Below are 23,488 nucleotides of genomic sequence, written 5' to 3' on the forward strand. Positions count from 1 at the left end.
AGTATGTTTATTGAACCTTCCATAGGGAAATCGAAATCAAAAGATAGGAAAGGTCATATTGAGGTGATCTGTGGCTCCATGTTTTCCGGAAAAACAGAGGAGCTTATCCGCAGGTTGAACAGGGCATTAATTGCCCGACAGAAAGTGGAAATATTCAAGCCCACAATTGATAAGCGATACCATGAGTTTGACGTAGTTTCCCACAACGAAAATGCCATCCGGTCCACTCCAGTTAACTTTGCAGAGGATATCATCCTTTTGGCTGGAGATTGTGATGTGGTGGGGATAGATGAAGTTCAGTTCTTTGATAACCGGATAGTACATGTTGCTACAGTCCTTGCCAATTCTGGTAAAAGGGTAATCCTGGCTGGCCTGGATATGGATTTTGAGGGTAGGCCCTTTGAACCTATGCCGCAATTGTTGGCAATTGCAGAATATGTGACCAAAGTGCATGCCATCTGTATGAAATGTGGCAACTTGGCCTCTTATTCCTTTCGCTTGACATCCACTAAAGAAAAAGTACTTTTAGGCGAAAAAGATAGCTATGAGGCCCGTTGCAGGAATTGTTTTTTTGAAGACAGATAATTAATTCCTATGCTGGTAAAGACACAAGGCATTGTAGTTTCTTATATCCGGTATAAGGAGAGCTCTATCATTGTGAAGATCTTTACCAGGGAGTTGGGCTTGAAAGCCTATATCGTTAATGGAGTGAGGAGTAGCAATGCCAAAACAAAGATGGGTTTTTACCAGCCACTTACATTTTTGGATTTAGTGGTTTTTAATAAAGAGAATGTTGGGCTTAACCGTATTTCAGAGGTAAAACTTGGGAGAGCTTATCAAAAAATCCCATTTGATTTTCTCCGTTCGGGTATAGCTATGTTTATGGCCGAAGTACTATCTAGGACACTTTATGAGGGATACCAAAATGATGAACTTTTTGAATTTCTGGTTGAATCGTTGGGTATTTTAGATAATTCAGAGGCTGTTTTGAGTCATTACCCCAATGTTTTTCTTTTGGGAATGGCCAGGTACTTGGGCTTTGCTCCAAATGCTTCTTTGGAATTTTTTGATGAACTCCGGGAGAATTTTACCAAGCAGATGGATTGGGAGCCTGAGATGGCTTATTTGGACAAATTAATCCAAGAGGACTTTGCATTTGCAGATAAGGTTCCAGCTCAAATAAGAAAAAACCTGCTCGATCATCTTCTCATTTTCTTTTCCCAGCATCTCGACCAAACTTCAGAGTGGAAGTCTGTGAAGGTGCTTAGGCAAATGATGGCTTAGACAGAAGAAGACCGAGTGTAAAGGAAATGTCTACTGGACATTTTTAGTGAGGGCCTGGATGTTGGTCATGAAGTAGATATAGAATCATTCAGAGATCCAAGGGTAAAGAATTAAACTTCAGATAAGAATAGACTTTCCTGCGTGCCGACTATCAAGATGAGGAAATTAGTGAACCACAACTTGTCCCTAAAGCTGGGAAAAGGGACAAAAGAGCAAAGCCTGGATTTTTTATTGGCCTATTTAACTAGTATGTTGTAATGCCTTTTGTTTTCTTTTGGGCTTAAAATTTGCGTATTCAATTTTCATCATGTAATATTGTGACGTTACAGTATATCAAAATCCTCACCCCTTGGATTTTATACTTGCCTGAATACCTTTTTCATTCAGATCAGTAATACTCAATACACAATCAACATTATTTACACATCTTATTAGTATCAATCCATTTCATAAGCTTTTTATGTATAACATAGAAGAATTAAGAATCAGACTTCTTTCTGAACTGAAGGAAATCGCTGAGGAGTTAGGTGTCAAGAACTTCAAGAACCTAAAAAAAGATGACCTTATCTATGCCATTCTGGACCAACAGGCCATTACTCCCGAGCAAGCCCTCCCAAAGAAAAAACCTTCCGTAGTAGAAGCCGAAGTCAAAGAACCGGAAAAAACCAAACCCGCTCAATCACCCAAAGAAGAGCCAGCTGCAGAAAGTAAACCTAAATTCAGAAGGGAAAACGTGACAGAGGAACAACCCGTTCCCGAGAAATCCGAAAAAACAAAGCCTGAGATCAAAGAGAGACCTCTTCCAAAGGAAAAAAGAGAACAAACTGTTGTAGAAGCCAAAAAGCCTGAACCTGCGCATACAACCCAACCAGCCCCGGTTCCTACAGCTTCTGCTGATGAAGACAAACCTAAGTTTATACGTCCCAGAAGAAAAGTTGTGGAAGTAGAACAAGTCAGTGCGGGAACTACAACTCCGGCACCTGTACCAACGCCGGTTGAAGCAGAAGTAGAGCTTCCAAGAAGGAAAAATATCAGGGACATCGAAGAAGTCCATGTACCTACAGCAGAGACAGTTCCTTCCAAGAAAAAACCTTATGTCAGCATGAGGGAATTTGAAGGGATCATCGAAAATGAAGGTGTATTGGAAATTATGTCCGAAGGTTATGGCTTCCTGCGTTCTTTGGATTACAACTACCTGGCATCTCCGGATGATATTTACGTTTCTCCTTCCCAGATCAAATTGTTTGGTCTGAAGACCGGGGACCATATTAAGGGTTCCATCCGTCCGCCAAAAGAAGGTGAAAAATATTTTGCTTTATTGAAAGTTATAACGGTCAATGGCAAGACAACCGAAGAGATCCGTGACAGGATTCCTTTTGAGTACTTGACCCCGTTGTTCCCGGAAGAGCGATTGAACTTGTCAACAAGGTCAGACAATTATTCAACTAGGATTCTGGATCTTTTTGCACCAATAGGTAAAGGGCAGAGGGGTATGATTGTGGCACAGCCGAAGACTGGTAAGACTGTTCTTTTGCAGCAGATAGCCAATGCCATCGCCGAAAACCATCCGGAAGTGCACTTGATGGTGTTATTGATTGATGAGAGACCTGAGGAGGTAACTGATATGGCGCGATCTGTAAAAGCTGAAGTTATTTCTTCCACTTTTGATGAGCAGGCGGAAAGACATGTGAAGGTAGCTTCGATCGTTTTGGAAAAAGCCAAGCGTATGGTTGAATGCGGTCATGATGTCGTGATCCTATTGGATTCTATTACCCGTTTGGCACGTGCTTATAATACCGTGGTACCTTCCTCTGGCAAGATCCTTTCCGGTGGTGTGGATGCCAATGCCCTGCATAAGCCGAAGCGATTCTTCGGTGCAGCCAGGAATGTGGAGAATGGAGGTTCCCTGACCATCATTGCTACAGCACTGGTAGAAACTGGTTCCAAGATGGATGAGGTGATCTTTGAAGAATTCAAAGGTACGGGCAACATGGAATTGGCCCTTGACAGAAAGCTGGCCAACAGAAGGATTTATCCTGCCATCGATGTACCGAGTTCAGGTACAAGGAGAGAGGACCTCTTGATGGACAAGGAAGAGATGCAGCGTGTTTGGATCTTAAGGAAGCTGATGTCCGATATGACCTCTCAGGAAGCCATGGAGTTCTTGTTGCAGCGAATGAAAGGCACAAGGGACAACGTGGAGTTTTTGATTTCCATGAACGGATAATATCCAGAGACAAGTATAAATTTAAAAACCCGGCAGCGATGTCGGGTTTTTTTGTTTGCAATCAAGATTTGGGTTTTATGAAAAACAAAAAAATGTAAAAAAAGTACATAAAAGGTGGTAAAAAAGTAAACGAGATGTTTTTTGTGAAGGGATAATATCATACTTTTGTTTGAATTCCCAAGAAGCTTATCCTCAATTATTCCTATTGAATTTAACATGCGAAGAATTATTCTTTCAAGACACCTTTTTACTTTTTTGTTTTTTCTATTTATCAATATTTTAGCGATTGCACAAACCCTGAGAGAACCCGTTGGTTGTGGGGACTGTGAAAATACTGCCAGAACCTATACTGAAAATGGGGGGACCAACATTTCATCTCCTCATGCAGTTGGTACACAACAAAATAGGTGGGGGGGGCAAAGTCCCGGCGTTTCTACTACCGTAAAATTCGAAAATAGACCAAGTTCAAACATAAGAAGTTTTTATAGATGGCAAGCAGGTGGAAATGACTCAATTAGAATTGCTGGAATAATTGTTGAACCCAATGTAACATTAGAAATAGGAAGGCAAAATAACAATGAAAGGCCTGCATTTGACATTATTGGTGGATGCATTATAGTTAAGAGTGGAGCAGTTTTAAATTTTTCTTATTACACCAAAATGCAGGGTTTGAGGATTTGTGTTGAAGAAGGCGGCAGGATTAATTTTGATAGTGAAGCAGCGGGAGGTTCGGACGGTCAAAGAGACAATTTTATATTCAATGACATTGAAATAAATCTAGCTGGACCGGGAGCGGAAATAACATTTGGAAATGCTGAAATTGTCCAACTTGGGTTTATAGTCATTGGTGGTTATCAAGGACAAGGCTGTATTCAAAATAGTAATGGTACTCTATCTCCTCCCGCAAGACCTCCAGCAAATATTGATGTAGATCTTTCAAGGATGACACAAGCTGAGTTAGTTCTATTCTGTAATTTCCTATCAAATGCTGGTTTTTCAATCCAACCCGTTGAATACCTCTACTTCAAATCCAATTTCCTGCCACAACACAGGGCAGTGCAGTTGATTTGGGCTACGGCAAAGGAATGGGAAAACTCCCATTTTGAAATTCAGCGTTCGGTCAATGGTGTCAGGAATTGGGAGAAGATCGGTGAAATGAAAGGTGCAGGTTGGTCTGAGATGCCTGTGGAATATTTATTTAAAGATGAGATGTTGCCTTTGACTGGAGGAAATGTTTTTTACAGGTTGAAGCAGGTAGATTTTAACGGGGACTTTGCTTATTCAGAAGTGGTAAGTGCAAGGATACCTACCCTTCAGTTTACGAATGGCGTATGGAGGGTATTTCCCAATCCCAGCAATGGAGATGCATTGAGGATAGAATTGCTGGACCGCAAACTTTATAATGGTGAAGCTTTAACAGCCAATCTGATTACACCTGCGGCTGGAAGAAGGTCTCTTTTAGGGATTGATTCTGATACAATAGCAGAAGAAGTTTTGGAACTGCTCAATGCAAATGGAAAGGGAGTATATATCCTTGAAATTGCTTGGTCAAATAATATAGAGCATATCAAAATTTTGAAGCAATAGACTAAAACTATATTTCATTTAATAGGCCTGTTGAAATTTCCCGGCCAAAAGTTTTTTCCTTTTTCAAAGACTTATCAGTCTATATAATTTGGTGGTTTACATATAAATTTGGATAATGATATATTTTATCTAAATTTTCATAACTGGAAAATTGCATTATTTTTTTTATAAAATGGTTTGTATCCCAATAGGTAAAAATATCATTTGTAATTTTTGGTTAATACTTTAAAAAATTCCAATTTTCATTCGCTTTATGGTTTAAATTTTGACTTGTTCATTTTATTCACCCAGTAATTATGTTCTTTTAATCAAGTCAAATATTCAAATCCATTTTAAAAGGATTCTCCTTGCATTGATCGCTTATTGTTAAAATATTTATCTTTTATGGTAAAAATTTCAGATATTTTTCTGACTTGTTTTCTTTTAATTGTTTGCTCGGTCCAGGCAATGGCTCAAGTTGTATATACTAGTCAGCCATGTGCTTCAGGTTTGTGGTCTGATCCTCAGTGTTGGAGTAGGTCCGGCTCCTGCCCTGGAAATACAACTGTTCCCAGTGTGCCACCTTACGTAGGGCTAGCCAACAACTGTCCGGTGACTGTTAACCTTAATCATCCTAGGACTATTAATGGGAATATGGCTACAGGAAGTGGGTTTACACTTAACATGAATGCTTCTCTGACCATTAACGGAAATCTGACATCTTCCAATCAAGGCGCCACAAGATTCAATGTATTTGCAGGAGTATTGACCGCCCAGGTTGTTGAAGTAAAAAATGATTTTGATCTTATCATTCATAATGGGGCGGAAGCAATTTTCAATGAATTGGATTTAAATGGCAACCAGGTCACCATTGATGTAAGGGCTGGTGGATCTTTGACGGTTTTGGGGGAAACAAAGATGAGGGGGAATCGCTCGGATATTATTGTAGCTGGAAATTTTGAAACGGGAAGCATAGATGTCGCAGGTGCTACTAATAATATAACTACTTCAGGAGGTGCTACCGTATATGTTTCTGATATAAACGGAGGGATTACCGTTGCGGGGAATGCCACTTTAAATATCACTGGTGCGAGCGAAGTAATAGTTGAGGGAAACGTGGAAGTAAAAGGTGGAAATCTAAATGTAACGGAAACTGCATCTTTGACCATATACTCTGACTTTTTGATAAATGGAGGTGCAAATGTCAATATTACCACCCAGGGAGAAGTGTATGTTTGTGGAATGAGACCTGACCCTTCCCAGATTTCAAAGATTGATGATGATGCTGTTTATGCGGTGTTGGATGATCCTGTTTTGTGCAATATCACAATCATGCCTGTTTCGTGGCTTTATTTTGAAGGGAAATTTATCAAAGATAAAAGGACTGCGGTTTTAGAATGGGGTACTTCAGTTGAAACAGGCAATAGTCATTTTGAGATTGAAAGGTCATTAAGTGGAGTAAATTCCTTTCATAAAATCGGAGAAGTCCTTGGAATGGGGTGGAAAGAGCAACAAACACATTATAGATTTGAAGATTTAAGTATTCCATTAAGGGGAGGTAATGTATTGTACCGGTTAAAACAGGTAAGTTTTGAAGGTAAAGTGAATTATTCAAAAGTAATTGGTATACGCGCAGAATCTACAGGCAATATTTCTGGAGTTTGGAGGGCATTTCCTAACCCTACCAAAGGAGATCAATTTCAAATTGATTTGCTTGATGCCAAGCAATATGCTGGTGAAGAATTGGTTATTAGGTTAGTCAATCCTTCCTCAGAAAGCTTGATTTTCACCGGACCTTCAGTTCAAGATGTATCTTCAAAATTGCATGCAGTTATTCAAAAAAGTCCTTTAGGCCTATATATGTTGGAAATTACATGGGACAATAAGAGGGAATATATTAAAATCCTAAAGAATTAATGTAGCTACTTTTTCAGAATTTTGTGTGTTTCAACCTTTACCTTTGTAACGACTTCAATTATTAGGACTCCTTTGGGAAAATCCTCTATCAAATGGCCAATTGCTATATTTCCAAAAGCAGGTTCAATCCTATAACTTTTGGAGTGGTTGAAATTATAAATCCTGATAATGATTTCTTCAGGTAGGTTTTTGCCATTGAATTTGAGTTGCAAAGATTCACTCTGTAAAGGATTCGGGAAAACCTGCCAATTTTTTGCAACTGGTATGGGAAATGGATTATTAACGAGAATTGTTTTACTGTAGTCGGTAGTTCCATCAAAATCAATTTGCCGAACTCTATAATAGAATCTTTTGGCATGTAATGGGGGTTTTTCGTCCCAAAATTCATAAGTGCTGAGACCCTCACTCCAGCCTACGCTGCTTACGGATCCGATTTTTGTAAAATTTTCAATATCATCTATTGACCTTTCGATTTCAAAGTGTGAAGATTCCCATTCTTTCACTGTTGACCAACCTAAGTAAACCATCTGGTTTTTATTATTTATGGTGGCGCTTACATCTGCCCAGACCACTGGTAGCTGACTGAACTCCACACTTATTTTGAGGCCTTCAGGTGAAGAATAACACTGTCCACTTGCATCAGATGTTCTGCAAGCAGTACGTCCGTCATTGGTTCTCCAAGTCATATAGATATTTTTAAAAAAAGTTTCGCTTCCCCAGGTTATTTCGTAGTCAAAAAGGTAGACCAATTCATTTTTTGGAATTTGATTGGATGAAGTACCTGTTGAATTCATGACGCAATAGGTGGATGTTGTAGGTGAAGATACTCCTCCAACTTCTTCGGTATAGGCAAAATGTAAAGGGAAAAAAGCGTTGTTTGCGCTACCACTAAAGCGAGCATAAATTCTACCTTGTACCCTACTGCCTATTGTTTGAAGGGTTGGGTCAATAGGTTGACCTGAGTCATCTAAAAAATAAATTTCAGGTACAGCAAAATTATTCTGACTGCACTGTGCATTTACTTTAAAGCAAAAAAATAGGGATACCAGTAGTATGGATATAGCAATTGCTACAAACCTTTTTTTTTCTGTAAAAAGCATATTACTAGGGCCTATTTGAAATGCTAAGGTATGAAATAGAATAAAATTTTGCAAAAATATTTAAAACTTATAAAATATTCTGATTTAGTGTCTAAAAAAATGTATGTTGCATTTAGGAAAATGATTTATATATTTATTCTAAGGAAATATTGATTTATTTTTTGAAATGTAGTGTTAACGTGAGTTTTAATGTAATAATATAAAGCGTTAAAAAAAGAACAGGAACAACATATAAAAATATTTGAAAAGCAAAAAACATATTTTTTTCAATTTATATGGTGTTTGCCAAGTGCAAAATTATATATTTGTAATTCAGTAATTTATTATTGATAGGCCCTAAGTAAAATGAAGTTTTTTGGTACTGTATATTATGGGATTATTGTCTCCATACTGTTCTTTGGTTTGGTGATGGAGGGGTATGGACAGAGTTCAGGAGGAGGTGGTGGTAATTCGGGAGGTGGAGGCGGTAATTCAGGGGGAGGGGTTAATTGTGAAGAGTGTAGTCCAGCAAATAATCAAAGGAATAATTTTGTAATCCAAGAAGCCTATTTAAGTGATTCTTTGGGTGTGAGATTGACAGCACAACAGTGCAATTCATCTCAACCTTTACCTGAGTTCTGGATTACTCTAAATTATACTTCTAGACAAGAGCTAAATAATTTGAAGTTATTATTTGATTTATTTGTAAATAATACTGCAGGTGTAAGGATTGATAGTTTGAATAGAGAGTATTTTATCGGGGTTGTGCAAAGTACCGGGCCTGGTCAACAAAATTCAGTCACAATTAAATTAGAGCTCGATAATCAAACATTTAATTGTAGTAACCAAGTTCTAGAGCTTTTTAATGCACGAGCATTTTGGACAGCAAATGCCAACTTAAATCAAAACGGTGAGTGTGGTGGATATGCTCCTGGGTTATGCAGTAACCCGCCTCTTGTTATAATACCAATTGGAGTACAAGGATTTATTTATGATTTTGATTTTGTTTTTGATTGCATAAATGAGCAAGAAACCAATTTTGACGTTACTTTCTTTGTAACCACATTAGCGGGCGGGGCAAGGCCAGCCACTATAAATTGGAGTTTTGAAGTTAATGGAAATCCCTTAGTAGTTAATTCAAATGGCGGATTTTCTTATACTATAGAAAATCTATCGCCTAATGATGTAATAAAACCAAATTTATTAATTAATAATCAACCATCTGATAGTCTATTTACTATCCCTTCGAATATAACTGTCCCTGAATTGTTTGAAATTGGACATTCATTAACAGATAATGATCAAAATATTAGTCTTGAACCAAATGGGTCAATAATAATTGATACAATTGACCCAGATATTGGTGATTTTTTATTCTTTTGGACAGATGATGATGGGAATAGTTTAAATCCAGATGATCCACAAAATTTGACAGGTTTGACTGAAGGGATATATAATCTGACAATGATCGATCAAGTAACAGGCGTTTGTAGATTATTTGAATTTCCTATTACCTTTCAGATGCTGCCAATTATATATAAGGACATTTCGATTGATTTTATAAATTCATCAAGGACGGTTAGTTTTTCTTGGTCCACGGCTAAGGAATGGGAGTCTTCCCACTTTGAGATTGAAAGAGCTGTAAATGGAGCCTCCTTTGAAAAAAGTGGGGAGGTTAAAGCTACTGGCTGGAGTGATCAATTAACGGAATATGTTTTTGAAGACAAAATTCTACCTCTTACAGGGGGAACCTTACTCTATCGCCTCAAACAAGTAGATTTCAATGGGGATTACCATTATTCAGAAGTGCTAGCAGTGAGGGTTCCAGGCATAGAATTTACTCAAGGCGTTTGGCGGGCCTTTCCCAATCCTACAGATGGTAATGAACTGCGGATCAGTTTACTAGATGCTAATCAGTATAGTCAAGAACCGCTTACTCTTAGGTTGATACATCCTACCTCCCAGACCAGACCCATCACTCTAGCATCTGAATCTGACATGAATGAGATGCTTTCCCAAATGTTGCTGAAAATCCCAAAAGGGGTCTTTGTGGTAGAAATACAATGGGGCCAAAAAATTGAACATATTAAGGTGTTGAAGCAGTAATTTTTTTTCATGAGTGTTTTTCCACTGCCTTAAAGGGCAGTGGTTTTTTTATGATATTTAGCACCTGTCATACCAATAATTTTAAATAACCTTTTGCAGTTAGGCTATTGATTCAAATTCAAAATCCCCAAATAGGTTGAAATTTTTCCATTGGGTTATTTTATCAATTTTGATTGCAGTTAGAATCTATCTTTTTGATTCAAAAAAAGATTTTAAAAGCAAAAAAATACATATGAAATACAAAAAAATCATAAAAACTTGATTTTGTTTGTTTTATAAAAAACAAAAAAGTATGTTTGTAATACATAAAAGATTGTATTAAAATGAATTCTATTTTTAAGTTTATTCTATTTTCAGTTTTGACCCTTGGGATGGGGTTTAAGGTTTTGGCGATTGATCCAAATAAACCGGACCTGAGGGATGGTACATGCGTAAATTGTAAAGGAAATGCAAATAACTATTCTATACTAAATGTTTATTTTAGTAATAGTTCTGGTAGCCCTAATGATGTTTGTGCCACTAGTGGTCCTTATTTCATATCTATTCTTTACACTTCTAATGCCAATAGTAGTATCCATAATTTCAGGTTAATTGCTGATATTCTAAAAAAAGACAGAGTTTCTAATAATGTAATCAATGAATATTACATGAATCATTTTGTGGGCACTGTTCCACCGTGTTCTACAGGAACTTGCATTATAACAGTACCATTGCCGGCTGGTTTTACTGTGGATTGTAATAATGAATATTATGAATTGAACAATCCCATGGTGGCATGGACTAACAACAACAATAATAACCTAAGGGACAGTTATAGGTGCCAAAATTATCCAGCAGCTCAGTGTTTGAACCAGCCTTCAATCCCAATTGAGGTAGGAACTTTGGCCTACTCATTTGGACCAGTGTTCGCATGTTTTCAAGAAGATTTAAATCAAACAAATGTTTCATTTGTGATAACTTCTCTTTTTGGAGGTAATCCGACACTTGGCTACAATGTTTCTTGGAGTTTTCAGTTGCCAAATGGAACAACACAAACTTCCACAAGTTTTAATCCAACAGTCTGGAATTTAAATGAAGGTAGTCAAGTTACTGCAACTTTGACTGTTACCCAAGGTTCTATTTCAGGATCTGCTATTGTCAATGTAGTAACAGTTCCTTCTTCTCTCAATTTCGAAGATGTTATTTTGAATGTAACAAGTATTGATTCAGATGAAGATAGGCCAACAGGAGTTATAGATGTAACATTTAAAGAGGGGGACTATTTCTATTTTTGGTCATCACTTGATTACCCGGGATTTTACTCCGAAGAATCAAAGATTGAATCCTTATCCCCTGGAACTTACAGACTTACTACAATTGATAATGAAACTGGGACTTGTAGAATTGATGAATTTGATATAGCTGCAAGAATTTTACCTGTTGAAATGGAACAGCTTAAAGCTCATTTTCTAAATGAGTCCCGCAGCACCAAAATCACCTGGTCCACCACTAAAGAATGGGAATCCTCCCACTTTGAAATTGAAAGGTCGCTTCAAGGGCTAAATTTTGAAAAAATCGGGGAAGTAAATGCCGCTGGATGGAGCAATATATTATTGGACTATTTCTTTGAAGATGATAAACTTCCTCTAGGCAGTGCCAATATTCTCTACCGAATCAAGCAGGTGGATTTAATGGGCAATTTTCACTATTCCAAAATCCTATCCGTCCGGACTATAGGAGTTGAATTCACTACTGGTGTATGGCGAGCATATCCAAACCCAAGCCGTGACAATAAGTTAAGGATCAGTTTGCTGGACAGTGAACAATACGATGACGAAGTTATCACATTCCGGTTGATCCATCCTTCAGCCCAAACCCAGGCCATGGCTGTCAGGTCTGAATCCGAGATGAATGAACAGCTATCCCAGATGATTACCAGGATACCCAAAGGTGTCTTTGTGGTCGAAATCCAATGGGGACAAAAAGTTGAGCATATTAAAGTTTTGAAACAATAAGTTATTCCTTTTTTTATCGCAAAGTCCTCAAGATTTTCGCTAAGATTGCTGCGTTATACTCACTAAATCTTAGAGTCTGGGGTCTTTGTGGCCATTTATAATGAACCACTACCTGTCCCGAAAATCGGGAAAAGGAACAAAAGGGCACAAAAGTGTTTGTAAGTTTTAAATGCGCTTTTCCATTGCGGTCATTGCGTGAACCCATTTTTTTACCACAAAGGACCCAGCGTTTTATTTTCTGTTCATCTCCGTGCCCTGGTGTCTTTGTGGCCAAACCCTGAAACCAATTTTCCGAAAAGGACGCAAGGGTTGCCGCTATGGGCACTGAGTTTTCCATACTAAACCTTAGTGTCTTGGAGCCTTAGTGGCTATTTTCCATACTTGCTACATGGTACAAGGAATCACCGCTTCTCCTCATACCAGGTTTTGTGGACAATCTTCCAGTTTCCGTCGATTTTGATCAGGGTCAAAAAATCATAATAGTATATCCCCTGCCAAAAAAGCTCTGTCTTGGCCACCGCAGTATATCCTTTGATATCAATTTCAATCAGATGGTTTTTGAAATCATCAGGATTCCTCTTTGCTCCCCTTGCTGTTCCACTGGCCCATTCCTCATATGGTGTTACTGTAAATTTATCCCCCCTATACCCGATCAACCTGGCCGAGGGATCAAATGCCTGATCGAGTTTATCCCGGTCCCTTTCTATCATTCCTTCAAAATACAAATGAACCGTTTTGGCAATGGCAGCCTTTTCTTCCTCCAGGGTTTGGGAAAAGCCAGTGGTACACAGCAGACAAAAGAAAAGAATTAAGGATGTTATTTTCATATCAAAATGGACTCATTATCAGTAAGCAAATTAACCAAACTAGGACAGCTAACCAAAAAGACCTTTCCTTGTCACTTCGAGCAAAGCGAGAAGTCCTTCTATTTTTTTACTTAAAACCCTCCAAGGGCTCGAAACCCTTGGAGGGTTTGGTTGTATTGCCATTTGCTTCAATAGATTCTTATTTAGGAATCCTGCATGACCCCATTGGGATCACCTAATTTATAGAAGAAAATGCCAGATAAAAATATGCGACCCCATCGGGGTCGCATATTTAATTGCCTTTAATTCAATCAATCAAACCAATCATTTATTCGGAAAACCCAGCCCCATATTGTACAGACCAAAAGCAAAGATGTCGGCAATCTCAGCGATCTGCATAGCAGTAGGTTTACCTGCACCATGTCCAGCATTGGTTTCAATACGGATCAACACCGGAAGATCTCCTACATGTGCTTCTTGCAAGGTAGCGGCAAATTTGAAGGAATGGGCAGGGACAACTCTGTCATCATGGTCTGCTGTGGTTACCAAAGTTGCGGGGAAGGCTGTTCCTGACTTCAGGTTATGTAACGGAGAATAACTTTTCAGATAGCGGTACATTTCCTCAGACTCATCCGAAGTGCCGTAATCATAAGCCCATCCAGCTCCTGCAGTAAACTGATGATAGCGCAACATATCCAAAACTCCCACAGCAGGGAATGCAACTTTGGCAAGGTCCGGTCTTTGGGTCATGACAGCCCCTACCAATAAGCCACCATTAGATCCACCCCTGAGCGCAAGGAAATCAGAAGAAGTATATCCCTCTTTAATCAGATATTCTCCAGCCGCAATAAAGTCATCAAATACATTCTGTTTCTTCAATTTAGTACCTGCCAAGTGCCAGTTCTCCCCATATTCACCTCCTCCTCTGAGGTTGGGAACGGCATAAACACCGCCATTTTCCAACCATACGGTGGTGGCAATGCTGAAAGTTGGGGTCAAGCTCACACCAAAGCCTCCATAGCCATAAAGTATGGTAGGATTTTTCCTGTTCAACTTCAAGCCTTTTTTATGTGTAATAATCATAGGTACTTTGGTCCCGTCTTTGGAAGTATAAAAGACCTGCTTGCTTTCATAAAGGCTTGGATCGAAATCTACTTTGGGGCTGTTGTACAGATCAACATGCCCACTTGTTATGTCATATTTATAAATGGATCCAGGGGTAGTATAGGATGTGAAACTGAAATAAATTTCCTTTTCTTCATTTTTGGCAGAAAAACCACTGGCTGTGCCTATTCCGGGAAGTTCCACTACCCTTTCCAATTTGCCCTTATAATCAAATTGTTTTACTTCGGTAATGGCATCTTTCAGGTAAGAAGCAAAGAATTTTCCTCCTCCTGTTGAAACACTGAGCACATTTTCAGTTTCGGGAATCAGGTCAGTCCAGTTTTCGCTTGGCAATTCAGAAATTTTGGTTTTTACCAATTTGTTATTCGGGGCATTGAGATTGGTAAAAATGTAAAGTTCTCCATCCTGATGATCTACCACATAATGCGTGTTGTCCATATTGCTCACTATTGGAACAATGGGTGACATCGGCCTACTCAGGTCCTGAATGAACAATTCATTACCAGTTGTGCTATTGGCTGCCGTGATAATTAAGTATTTGCCGTCTTCTGTTACAGAAGCACCAACATACCTTCTTGGGTTCTTATCGTCCCCAAATACCAAAACATCCTGACTTTGCTCAGTTCCAAGTTGGTGGTAATAAAGTTTATGGTTATTGGTAAAAGCAGAAAGTTTTGATCCTCCTGGTTTTTCATAAGTACTGTAGAAAAAACCTTCATTCCCTTTCCAGGCAATTCCTGTGAATTTGGCATCAAGGATTTTGTCTTCTAGCAATTCCTTGTTGCTAGTCTGCATCACATAGATATCCCTCCAATCAGAACCGGCTACAGAGACTGCATAGGCAAAGAGACTCCCATCTTTGGTGAAAGCAGCACCACCCAAAGAACTTGTACCATCAGCCGAAAGCTTGTTAGGGTCAAAGAATAGCTCTTCAATACCATCCGGACCTTTTTTCCGGTACAGAACAGATTGGTTTTGCAAACCATCGTTTTTGTAATAATACTGATACTCCCCATATGAATTGGGAGCGGAGATTCTTTCATAGTTCCAGACCTTTTCTAACCTTTGTCGGAGCGCTTCCCTAAAAGGGATTTGTTCCAGATAGCCAAAGGTCACTTCATTCTGGGAAATTACCCAAGCTTTAGTCTCATCAGAATAATCATCCTCTAGCCAGCGGAATGGGTCAGCTACCTGCTCTCCCCAATATTCATCTACATGATCGATTTTTTTTGATTCAGGATAATTCACGTTGATTTTCGGAAAATTTTGTTCCTGCCCACAGGCGGCAAGGAAACCTGCCACAAGCAGCACACTTAAATTTTTATTTGGGTTCATGTCTTGTTTAATGTGTTTTGGATATAATCGGATCCAATTTAATCTGAATTCCAAAAGTTGGCAAATTGGGTAAAAGAAAAGGTGGGGTTTAGGATTTTTAGTTTTAGAACGATTCAGAAATTAAGGTAATCTGAAATTCAATTTATATCAAAAAACCCGGCTTTTGGCCGGGCTTTATTGATTTTGAATAATATCTTCATCAAACAAAAGCGAAGAATACCAACCAAGTAATGATCAATACGGGTAAAAGGATTGGTAAGGAAAAGCGGATGATGTAACCAAAGAAGGAAGGCATTTTGATACCGCTTTGTTCTGCGATAGATTTCACCATAAAGTTTGGCCCATTGCCGATATAGGTCATTGCCCCGAAGAATACGGCTGCAATAGAAATGGCCATCAGTTCAAAAGCAGAATCAAGGTAATTGTCCATGGCAAAATCCCTGACCATTTCGATATTGCTGATTTCAGCTCCCTGGGAAGCCATTGCAGCAGCAAGGAAGTTCAAGTAGGTAGGAGCATTGTCCAAAAAGCCTGATAAAATGCCAGTTCCCCAATACAGGGTATTGTGGGTAATCAATTGCGCTCCTTCGGGAGATTTGGCAAAATTTCCCACTAATTCCAGGGCGGGCATCATGGTCCCAAAAATACCAATGAAGATGAATGCTACTTCCCGTATAGGTTCAAAATTGAATTCATTTCCTTTTATGGCTTTTTGATCAGCGAATTTATAGCTGAAGTAAGCAACGGAGAGCATGATGATTTCCCTGATGAAGGAGAATTTTTGACCATCATAGTGGATGGCTGGCACCCAGTCAATCACGTTAGGATCTAGGAAAACCGAAGCAATGACCACTCCAAGCCAAAGGAAATTTTTTGTACCGATCAGTTCAAACTTATTGGAGTAAGTCACTTCTTCCAGTTCTTCTTCATTTGCTTTGCCGAATTTCCTATCGATGAAATAGAAAATGATCGCCAGGATGGCTAAAGCTAAAATCCATGCCGGCCAATTATGTTCCAAAGTCCAGAAGAATGGAACACCCTTAAGGAACCCAAGGAACAAAGGGGGATCACCAATTGGAGTCAAAGATCCTCCAATATTACTGACCATAAAGATAAAGAAGATGATATGGTAGGGTTGAATATTGCCTTTGTTCAGCCGGATAAATGGCCTGATTAGCAACATAGAAGCACCTGTGGTACCAATTAAGTTAGAAACAGCTGCCCCAACCAGTAGAAGCGCTACATTGGCCATTGGTGTGGCTTTCTTATCAATTTCAATTAAGATCCCTCCTGAAGCGATGTACAGGGAGGCTAACAGCGCAATAAACTGCACATATTCAGCTAATGCATGAACAGGACCATGTACATTGTGTAGTGCAAAGAGATAGTAAAAGACAACGACAATGGCCAGTCCAACTGCTATTTTGGGATAATTATGATGCCAAAAATGCTCATAGAATAAAGGCCCGGTAGCAATCATCAACAAAAGTGCCACGAAGGGAATGACCAGCCATATGGGTGCAGCTTCATGGTGATCATGTGCTTCATCATGGATATGGGCAGCTACACTGGTAATTGGATCGGATTGCTCTTGGGAATCTAAAATTTCAGTCTGTGTATCTACCTGCGCCTTGACTTTTGCAGATTCTGAAAAAACCAACATCCCAAATAGTAACACGAAAACGGTTAATATATTCTTCATTCAGTGTAAATTAAGCAATTTTCTTCAAGAGTTCTGGATAGAAAAAACTTGGAAAACTTATAAAAACCAGTTTACAAACTCCAAATTTCTTGTCGCTAAACTACTTATTTTGAATGAAAAGGCCTACAGAAAATAAATAAGCCGGGCTGAATAATTAATAAACATCCAACCCGGCTGATGACTGGTTTAATTTTTATATCAGCTGTTTTAATGCAATTTCCAAAGATGCTTGGGCAATCTTGGTTTTACCCGGATTTTTTTCATAAGTAACTCTCATGGCTTTAGCAATGGTCTGACTGACATCATTGAAAATGGCATCATCTGTTACTACTGCTGCATCCGACATAAGGTATGCAAAAACCCTTGCCATACCACAGTTGGCAATGAAATCAGGAATAACGGAAACCTTTTCATCAGTCCAAAGCCCGATAGGTCCCAAGAAAATTTCAGGATCAGCGAATGGAACATTTGCACCACAGGAAATTACCTCTAAGCCTGTTTTTACCATTCTTTCTGCCTGCTCCTTGGTGATCAAGCGGGATGCTGCCGCAGGTATAAAAATCTCAGCAGGCAGGTCCCAGATCTTTCCGTTGATTTCCTCAAATGAGATCAGGTTATCTGCCACTAATTTATTGCCATCTCTTTTCAAAAACAGCTCTCTTATTTCATCCAAGCTGTATCCATCCTCATTGATAAGACCACCTTCCCGGTCAATGATGCCTACAATCTTTACCCCTTCTACTGCCAGGAAGCATGCTGCTGCTGCGCCAACATTTCCCCAACCTTGGATAATGGCACGTTTGCCTTTCAGCTGACCTCCCCAGATTTCATAGTAATGCCTCACCGCTTCAGCCACACCATATCCTGTTATCATATCCGCAACAGTATATTTTTTAGGTCCGTTTGGAGTGTATGTAGGATCTTCCAATACCTTGGAAACCCCCTGCCTCAACTGTCCTATTTTTCTGATCTTTTGAGGTTCTGTAGCATTAAAATGCCCATTGACAATCCCTTCCTGTGGATGCCAAAGACCATAAGATTCTGTAATGGGAATGACCTGGTGGATTTCATCTACATTGAGGTCTCCGCCGGTACCGTAGTAATTCTTTAATAACGGCATAACTGATTTATACCATCTTTTCAGGACTTCCTCTTTTCTGGGATCATTAGGATCAAAATTGATTCCAGATTTGGCACCACCAATAGCAGGGCCTGACACGGTAAATTTTACCTCCATGGTTTTGGCCAGAGATTCCACTTCTCTTTTGTCAAGTCCTTTTCTCATTCGGGTTCCTCCCCCGGCTGCTCCGCCTCTAAGGGAATTGATGACCACCCAGCCTTCTGCCTCTGATTCGCTGTCGCTCCATTCAAATACGATTTCAGGCTGTTGGTTCTCAAATTTTTTGAGTAACTCTTTCATCTTGAATATTTGGGTTTACGGGGGCAAAAATAGAAAATAAAACCAATCTAAAAGCAAGATTATCAAAGTCCATAGACCACGCCTCCACAATTGTCCCTTGAGGCTCCTGTCACAGTGTAAAGGCAATTATTTTCCCCTCTCAATCTTAGGACGCCCAAAAAAGCAAAGATCAAAGCCTCTTTATAATTGATCAGGGATTTAGAGACTGGTACAATTTTAAAAGAACTGCCAAGAGCGGATGCCAGAATTTCCATAAAGTACAGATTGAAGGCTCCTCCTCCCGTAATCAGGACCTTGGCAATTCCCTTTTCCAAAGGTTTTATAGAACTCTTGATCTGAAAGGCATAATGATGCAAAAGGGTATGGAGAATATCTTCAGGCTTTCTGGGGTTTTCTTCCAAGATGTCCAAAAATTGATCCATATCTTCCCTACCCAAGGACTTGGAGCCTTGGATATCATAGTACCTAACCTGATTGAGTTGTTCCAAAATATCGGGAATCAATTTTCCGGATCTTGCCAAAAAACCATCTTCATCGAAAGCTTTTCCTTTCAATCCCGCAAAATGATTGAGGAGCAGATTGAAAGGGCAGATATCGAATGCTAACCTAATGCCTGCATATTCCATGGATACATTGGCAATTCCCCCCAAATTGATGCAATAATCAAAGTCTCCAAACAAAAGCCTGTCACCTATGGGAACCAGTGGTGCACCCTGACCTCCAAGCTGAACATCAAGCATCCTGAAATCATTGATTACAGGTAGCCCACATGATTTGTGCAAAGCCCAGCCATTTCCTATTTGGAGGCTCAGTCCTTTATCGGGCTGGTGGAATACCGTATGTCCATGTGAAGCCACTGCATCAATATTCAACCCATGTTTACCTACAAAAAAGCGAACCTGTTCGCCCATCCACTTTCCAAAGGTCACATCTAAAACACTTAATTCCAAAGCGCTCAATTCATGTGCGCCCATAAGTAGTTTTCCAATGGATTCAGAAAAACCGATGGTCTCATGCTCATGTAAATCGTAACTCCATTTTCCATTGTCAAAATGAAAGTCACAATAGGCAATATCCAATCCATCTCCAGAAGTTCCAGACATTAAGCCAATCATTTTATAGGAAGAGCGTGGGTCCATGGGTTAAATTTTGTTAAATAGTCAGGGCTAAAGTTAAATTTATTTTATTCAAAAAGCGTGCTGTTTGAAATTGAGTAATTTCGTACCGAAATATTTTGCTAAAGTAATTCTAGAAAGGATTTGAAACAATTTGTTGTGGATATTGGCAATACCAGGATCAAAACGGCCCAATTTGAAGGTGACCGACTGCTCCATGAGGTTTATTTTGAGGAGATTCAATCTTTCTTGGAGTTTACGTCCACATTGGTATTTGATCAAGCCATCATCAGCTCGGTGACGCTTGGGGAAGAGGAATTAAAAAAACTCCTGGATTTTGAGTTTCTTTTTTTGAGCAAAAGCACCTTGGTTCCCATTATCAATCTATATGCAACTCCAGAGACGCTTGGGGTGGATAGGAAAGCGGCCGCAATAGGAGCAAGATGTATCATTGAAAAAGGGCCGCTATTGGCAATAGATCTGGGAAGCTGCATCACCTATGAGTTTTTGGACGACGAGGACCGTTACTATGGGGGGGCAATTTCCCCTGGATTACAGATGCGTTTTAAGGCTATGCACCAACAGACAGCAAGGCTGCCTCTGGTAAATTTGGTCTTGGGAGAAAAGCCAGAGCTGGTAGGGAATTCCACCGAAAAAGGAATGAAAAGCGGCGTGTATTATGGTATCCTGCATGAGATGCAAGGATTTATTTCGGAATATCAAGCCAAATATCCTGGTTTGAGGGTCATTATTTGTGGAGGAGATTCAAAAATTTTTGAAAGCTTAACAAAAGACCACATATTTGTAATCCCTAATTTGGTCCTGTATGGCCTAAACAGAATATTATCGTACAATGTCAATCTCCAATAGGCTGAAATTCCTGAGCACACTCTGTGTCTTCTTCATATTTTCCGAATCATTTTCCCAGTCCAGTGTGTCAACTTACAGTGCACTTGGACTAGGTAATTTTAATAATGGTGGATTAACCCAAAACCGTGGTATGGGTGGTACCGGAATAAGTTTCGGAACCGGTTGGGGCCTCAATTACATGAACCCTGCCCTGACAACAAGGAATACGATCTTCAACTTCCAGGCCGCATTCAATTATTCACGTATCAATGCACAAAATGCCAACGATTCCGAATTTTTGGATGGAGGAGGACTTTCCTATGTGGGAGTCTCTTTACCGTTCAAGTCAGGGAAGCAAACTGTTGGTTTGGGCTTGAACCAACTTACCAGTGTCAATTATAACATTTTGGTGAGAGGGCAGGTAACCAATTCTAACTTAGGATCATTAAATAGAATTGATGGGGATGGAGGTATTTCTGAAGCTTATCTTTCAACAGGATTTCTGGTTGCAAAAAACCTGAGCTTGGGAATTCATGGATCATATTTATTTGGCTCTACTATCAGGACCAACCAACTTTCTTTATTGGGAGAAGATGGACTTCCTACCGGAGTTTCTTCAGAATTTTATCAAAGATTCACAGTTTCTGATGTAGCATTCAAATTTGGGGGTCATTATCATTTCAAGATTGGAAGCAAGAGCAACCTACACTTGGGAGCCATTTATCAGGCCTTTGGAAATATTAATGGAAAAGAATTTGCGAAGGTTGGAGATTTTGCCCAAGCTAGCAGGCCCGGCGGGGAAGGTGATGTCATCAGGAACAATGATAATGTATCGGTTTATGTTCCTTCCAACATTGGTTATGGAATAACCTACGAGAAAATTAATAAATTTGTAATAGGACTTGATATTCAGCAGCAGCCTTTAAGTAGTTACAAAAATCTTGAGGGCAGCACAGGGGATTTGGGGGATTCTTATCGAGTTGGTTTGGGAGTTCAGCTTGCCCCTGATTTCACTGCGGTGGATAATCTCCTCAAAAGAACCACTTACAGGTTTGGGGCTGCATATGAACAGACTCCCTTTGTCGTAGCCAATACACAGATCAGAGATATTGGCATCAATTTTGGAGGTTCAGTTCCAGTAAACAGTTTGTCGTTGGCTAACTTCGCCATACAATTGGGAACCCGCGGAACCACAAGCAATGGATTGATTCGGGAAAACTACTTAAGTGTTAGCTTAGGATTTTCCCTCAACGATAACACATGGTTTTACAAAAGAGTATTTGAATAAATTTAACGGACATGAAAGTTAAAAATGTACTAACCGGGTTATTTACCCTACTAGTTGCGGGTTTTGCCCAGGCACAGGAATGGAAGTGGCCTTCCGACGAAAAGATGGAGGCAAAAGCGAGAGAATACAATGCTGCCTATGTGGATTACATGAAGTCAGAACAATTTGTGGAAGCCACAAAGCCTTTGCATTGGCTATTGGTCAATACCCCTGATCTAAATGAATCCATCTATATCAATGGAGTTACGATTTACAACGGTGCGGCTGTTGGAGCAAAAGACGCAGCGCAGAAGAGAGTATATCAAGACTCAGTGATGAAAGTATATGACCTTAGAAAACAATACTTCGACAATGAAAACCGATGGATTGAAAATAAGGCATATTATGGGTATCAATATTTCAGGGACGATAAGACCAAATTGGCAGAAGCAGTAGGTTTCTATGACAGAGCATTTGAAGTAAACGGAAGTATTAATCCTGCATACACCGCAGCATATTTTGATTTGGTAAGGAGACACTATCTTTTGAATAAAGCCTATACTGCAGAGCAAGTATTGGGTATTCATGATAAGATATCCAAATTATTGGAAGAAGCTGAAGCAAAAGGTGTAGATGTAAGCACGCCAAAATCAAATGTAGAAGCTTTGTTGATTGCAATGGAATTGATCAACTGTGATTTCATTGAAAATACCTTAGGACCAAAATTGAAAGCAGACCCTTCAAATCTGATATTGGCCCAACAGATTTTCAAATATTCTGTTCAGTATAAGTGTCTTGGATCTAATTCCTTCCTGACTGCTTTGGAGATTATAGATTCTGATAACCCTACCTTCTCCACTTCACAGGTGAGGGCTATGAGGTACATGCAGAATAGAGAGTATGAAAAAGCCCAGCCAATCTTGGAAAAAGCCCTTACTCTGGCAGAGAATAATAAGCAAAAAGCTGATGTCCAACTGGACCTGGCCAAAATTCATGCACAGCAAGGCAGAAAAACTGCTGCTAGAACCGCTGCTCAGGAGGCTGCCAGATTGGATCCTGAAAAAGCGTCTGAGGCTTATACTTTGATTGGGTACCTCTACATGGGTGCATTCAATGACTGTAAAGGTGGCGAAAGTAGGGCGAAAGATTACTCTGTATTTATCGCTGCTTACAATGCCTTCCAAAGAGCAGGTAACAATGAGGGTATGAGAGAAGCGAGATCTAGATTCCCATCCAAGGAAGAACTATTTACCGAAGGTAAACAGGCCGGTGAAACCATTAACACAGGATGCTGGGTAGGTGAAACTGTAACTCTAGCAACAAGAGATTAATCCCAATATTGATTTGTAATTAGAAAAGGCAGCCCAAGTGCTGCCTTTTTTATTGACTTTGGACTCTTCCTGATAGAATTCAACTAAGGTAAAACAGGGTCCGCCGAAAATTCACAGATGAAACAGATTCCAGGCTGCAAAGTGAAAATGTTTTATTAAACCTCCTGCTGATGCCAACCTAGGAGACTATGTGCCTGAGGCTAGGCTATTGGTTTAATAAATTCGAATCCCTGACCAAAAACCTGGACCTTCACTAAAATGATCCAATAAGATCATTTCATAACGTTCAGTCCTCCGCATGTCCAAGGCCTGCCCAAAGGAGATTCACTACTTCCCGCCCTGCATAGATGGTTTGGTTCCGTATA

16 protein-coding genes are annotated in these 23,488 nt (G+C 39.6%); 10 read left to right on the forward strand and 6 right to left on the reverse strand.

Annotated elements, in window-relative coordinates; all coding sequences use genetic code 11:
• The first annotated feature begins 3 nt into the window (after nucleotides 1-3).
• From CLV48_RS11015 to CLV48_RS11035, 5 genes are all read left to right on the forward strand, one after another.
• Nucleotides 4-585 (forward strand): thymidine kinase, encoded by a 582-nt coding sequence (locus tag CLV48_RS11015; protein ID WP_106567333.1) that lies wholly within the window; start codon nucleotides 4-6, stop codon nucleotides 583-585.
• 9 nt (nucleotides 586-594) lie between these two features.
• A complete protein-coding gene (recO, locus tag CLV48_RS11020; RefSeq protein ID WP_106567334.1) occupies nucleotides 595-1,284 on the forward strand; it encodes a DNA repair protein RecO in 690 nt (229 codons plus the stop codon).
• A 460-nt stretch (nucleotides 1,285-1,744) separates the two neighbouring features.
• Nucleotides 1,745-3,511 carry a transcription termination factor Rho gene (rho, locus tag CLV48_RS11025; RefSeq protein ID WP_106567335.1) on the forward strand — a complete coding sequence of 589 codons (1,767 nt, stop codon included), beginning with the start codon at nucleotides 1,745-1,747 and terminating at the stop codon, nucleotides 3,509-3,511.
• Nucleotides 3,512-3,727: 216 nt separating this feature from the next.
• Nucleotides 3,728-5,098, forward strand: coding sequence for a T9SS type A sorting domain-containing protein (locus CLV48_RS11030; protein ID WP_106567336.1), 1,371 nt, complete (start codon nucleotides 3,728-3,730; stop codon nucleotides 5,096-5,098).
• Nucleotides 5,099-5,482: 384 nt separating this feature from the next.
• Nucleotides 5,483-6,994, forward strand: a complete 1,512-nt coding sequence (locus CLV48_RS11035) for a translocation/assembly module TamB domain-containing protein (RefSeq protein WP_106567337.1) — start codon at nucleotides 5,483-5,485, stop codon at nucleotides 6,992-6,994.
• Between the two features lie 5 nt (nucleotides 6,995-6,999).
• Here the strand turns inward: CLV48_RS11035 and CLV48_RS11040 are convergent, their stop codons facing one another.
• Nucleotides 7,000-8,094, reverse strand: coding sequence for a T9SS type A sorting domain-containing protein (locus tag CLV48_RS11040; protein WP_211299930.1), 1,095 nt, complete (start codon nucleotides 8,092-8,094; stop codon nucleotides 7,000-7,002).
• Between the two features lie 345 nt (nucleotides 8,095-8,439).
• Between CLV48_RS11040 and CLV48_RS11045 the strand changes: the two genes are divergently transcribed.
• Together CLV48_RS11045 and CLV48_RS11050 are read left to right on the forward strand one after the other, a co-directional pair.
• Complete coding sequence (locus tag CLV48_RS11045; RefSeq protein ID WP_106567338.1) at nucleotides 8,440-10,179, forward strand: hypothetical protein; 1,740 nt, start codon at nucleotides 8,440-8,442, stop codon at nucleotides 10,177-10,179.
• A 323-nt stretch (nucleotides 10,180-10,502) separates the two neighbouring features.
• Nucleotides 10,503-12,173 carry a fibronectin type III domain-containing protein gene (locus CLV48_RS11050; RefSeq protein WP_106567339.1) on the forward strand — a complete coding sequence of 557 codons (1,671 nt, stop codon included), beginning with the start codon at nucleotides 10,503-10,505 and terminating at the stop codon, nucleotides 12,171-12,173.
• 401 nt (nucleotides 12,174-12,574) lie between these two features.
• On the opposite strand, the gene CLV48_RS11060 is transcribed toward CLV48_RS11050, so the two are convergent.
• From CLV48_RS11060 to CLV48_RS11080, 5 genes are all read right to left on the reverse strand, one after another.
• Complete coding sequence (locus tag CLV48_RS11060) at nucleotides 12,575-13,000, reverse strand: nuclear transport factor 2 family protein (protein ID WP_106567341.1); 426 nt, start codon at nucleotides 12,998-13,000, stop codon at nucleotides 12,575-12,577.
• Between the two features lie 303 nt (nucleotides 13,001-13,303).
• Nucleotides 13,304-15,439, reverse strand: a complete 2,136-nt coding sequence (locus CLV48_RS11065) for a prolyl oligopeptidase family serine peptidase (RefSeq protein WP_106567342.1) — start codon at nucleotides 15,437-15,439, stop codon at nucleotides 13,304-13,306.
• Between the two features lie 199 nt (nucleotides 15,440-15,638).
• Nucleotides 15,639-17,141, reverse strand: coding sequence for a sodium:proton antiporter (locus CLV48_RS11070; RefSeq protein ID WP_106567343.1), 1,503 nt, complete (start codon nucleotides 17,139-17,141; stop codon nucleotides 15,639-15,641).
• A 193-nt stretch (nucleotides 17,142-17,334) separates the two neighbouring features.
• The gene (locus tag CLV48_RS11075; RefSeq protein WP_106567344.1) at nucleotides 17,335-18,561 is read right to left on the reverse strand and encodes a Glu/Leu/Phe/Val dehydrogenase dimerization domain-containing protein; all 1,227 of its coding nucleotides are present in this window, start codon (nucleotides 18,559-18,561) and stop codon (nucleotides 17,335-17,337) included.
• A gap of 62 nt (nucleotides 18,562-18,623) precedes the next feature.
• Nucleotides 18,624-19,664, reverse strand: a complete 1,041-nt coding sequence (locus tag CLV48_RS11080; protein ID WP_245889529.1) for an anhydro-N-acetylmuramic acid kinase — start codon at nucleotides 19,662-19,664, stop codon at nucleotides 18,624-18,626.
• Between the two features lie 156 nt (nucleotides 19,665-19,820).
• Between CLV48_RS11080 and CLV48_RS11085 the strand changes: the two genes are divergently transcribed.
• Genes CLV48_RS11085 through CLV48_RS11095 form a run of 3 tightly spaced genes read left to right on the forward strand, consistent with a single transcriptional unit; the run spans nucleotide 19,821 to nucleotide 23,123 of the window.
• Nucleotides 19,821-20,546: a type III pantothenate kinase gene (locus CLV48_RS11085; protein ID WP_106567346.1), complete on the forward strand. Its 726-nt coding sequence runs from the start codon at nucleotides 19,821-19,823 to the stop codon at nucleotides 20,544-20,546.
• Nucleotides 20,530-21,813, forward strand: a complete 1,284-nt coding sequence (gene bamG / locus CLV48_RS11090; protein ID WP_106567347.1) for a BamG family beta-barrel-assembly machinery protein — start codon at nucleotides 20,530-20,532, stop codon at nucleotides 21,811-21,813. The genes CLV48_RS11085 and bamG overlap by 17 nt, the downstream gene beginning before the upstream one ends.
• 11 nt (nucleotides 21,814-21,824) lie before the next feature.
• Nucleotides 21,825-23,123: a tetratricopeptide repeat protein gene (locus CLV48_RS11095; protein WP_106567348.1), complete on the forward strand. Its 1,299-nt coding sequence runs from the start codon at nucleotides 21,825-21,827 to the stop codon at nucleotides 23,121-23,123.
• Nucleotides 23,124-23,488 lie beyond the last annotated feature (365 nt).

The sequence above is a fragment of the Cecembia rubra genome (genome assembly GCF_003014575.1).
GTDB lineage: Bacteria > Bacteroidota > Bacteroidia > Cytophagales > Cyclobacteriaceae > Cecembia_A > Cecembia_A rubra.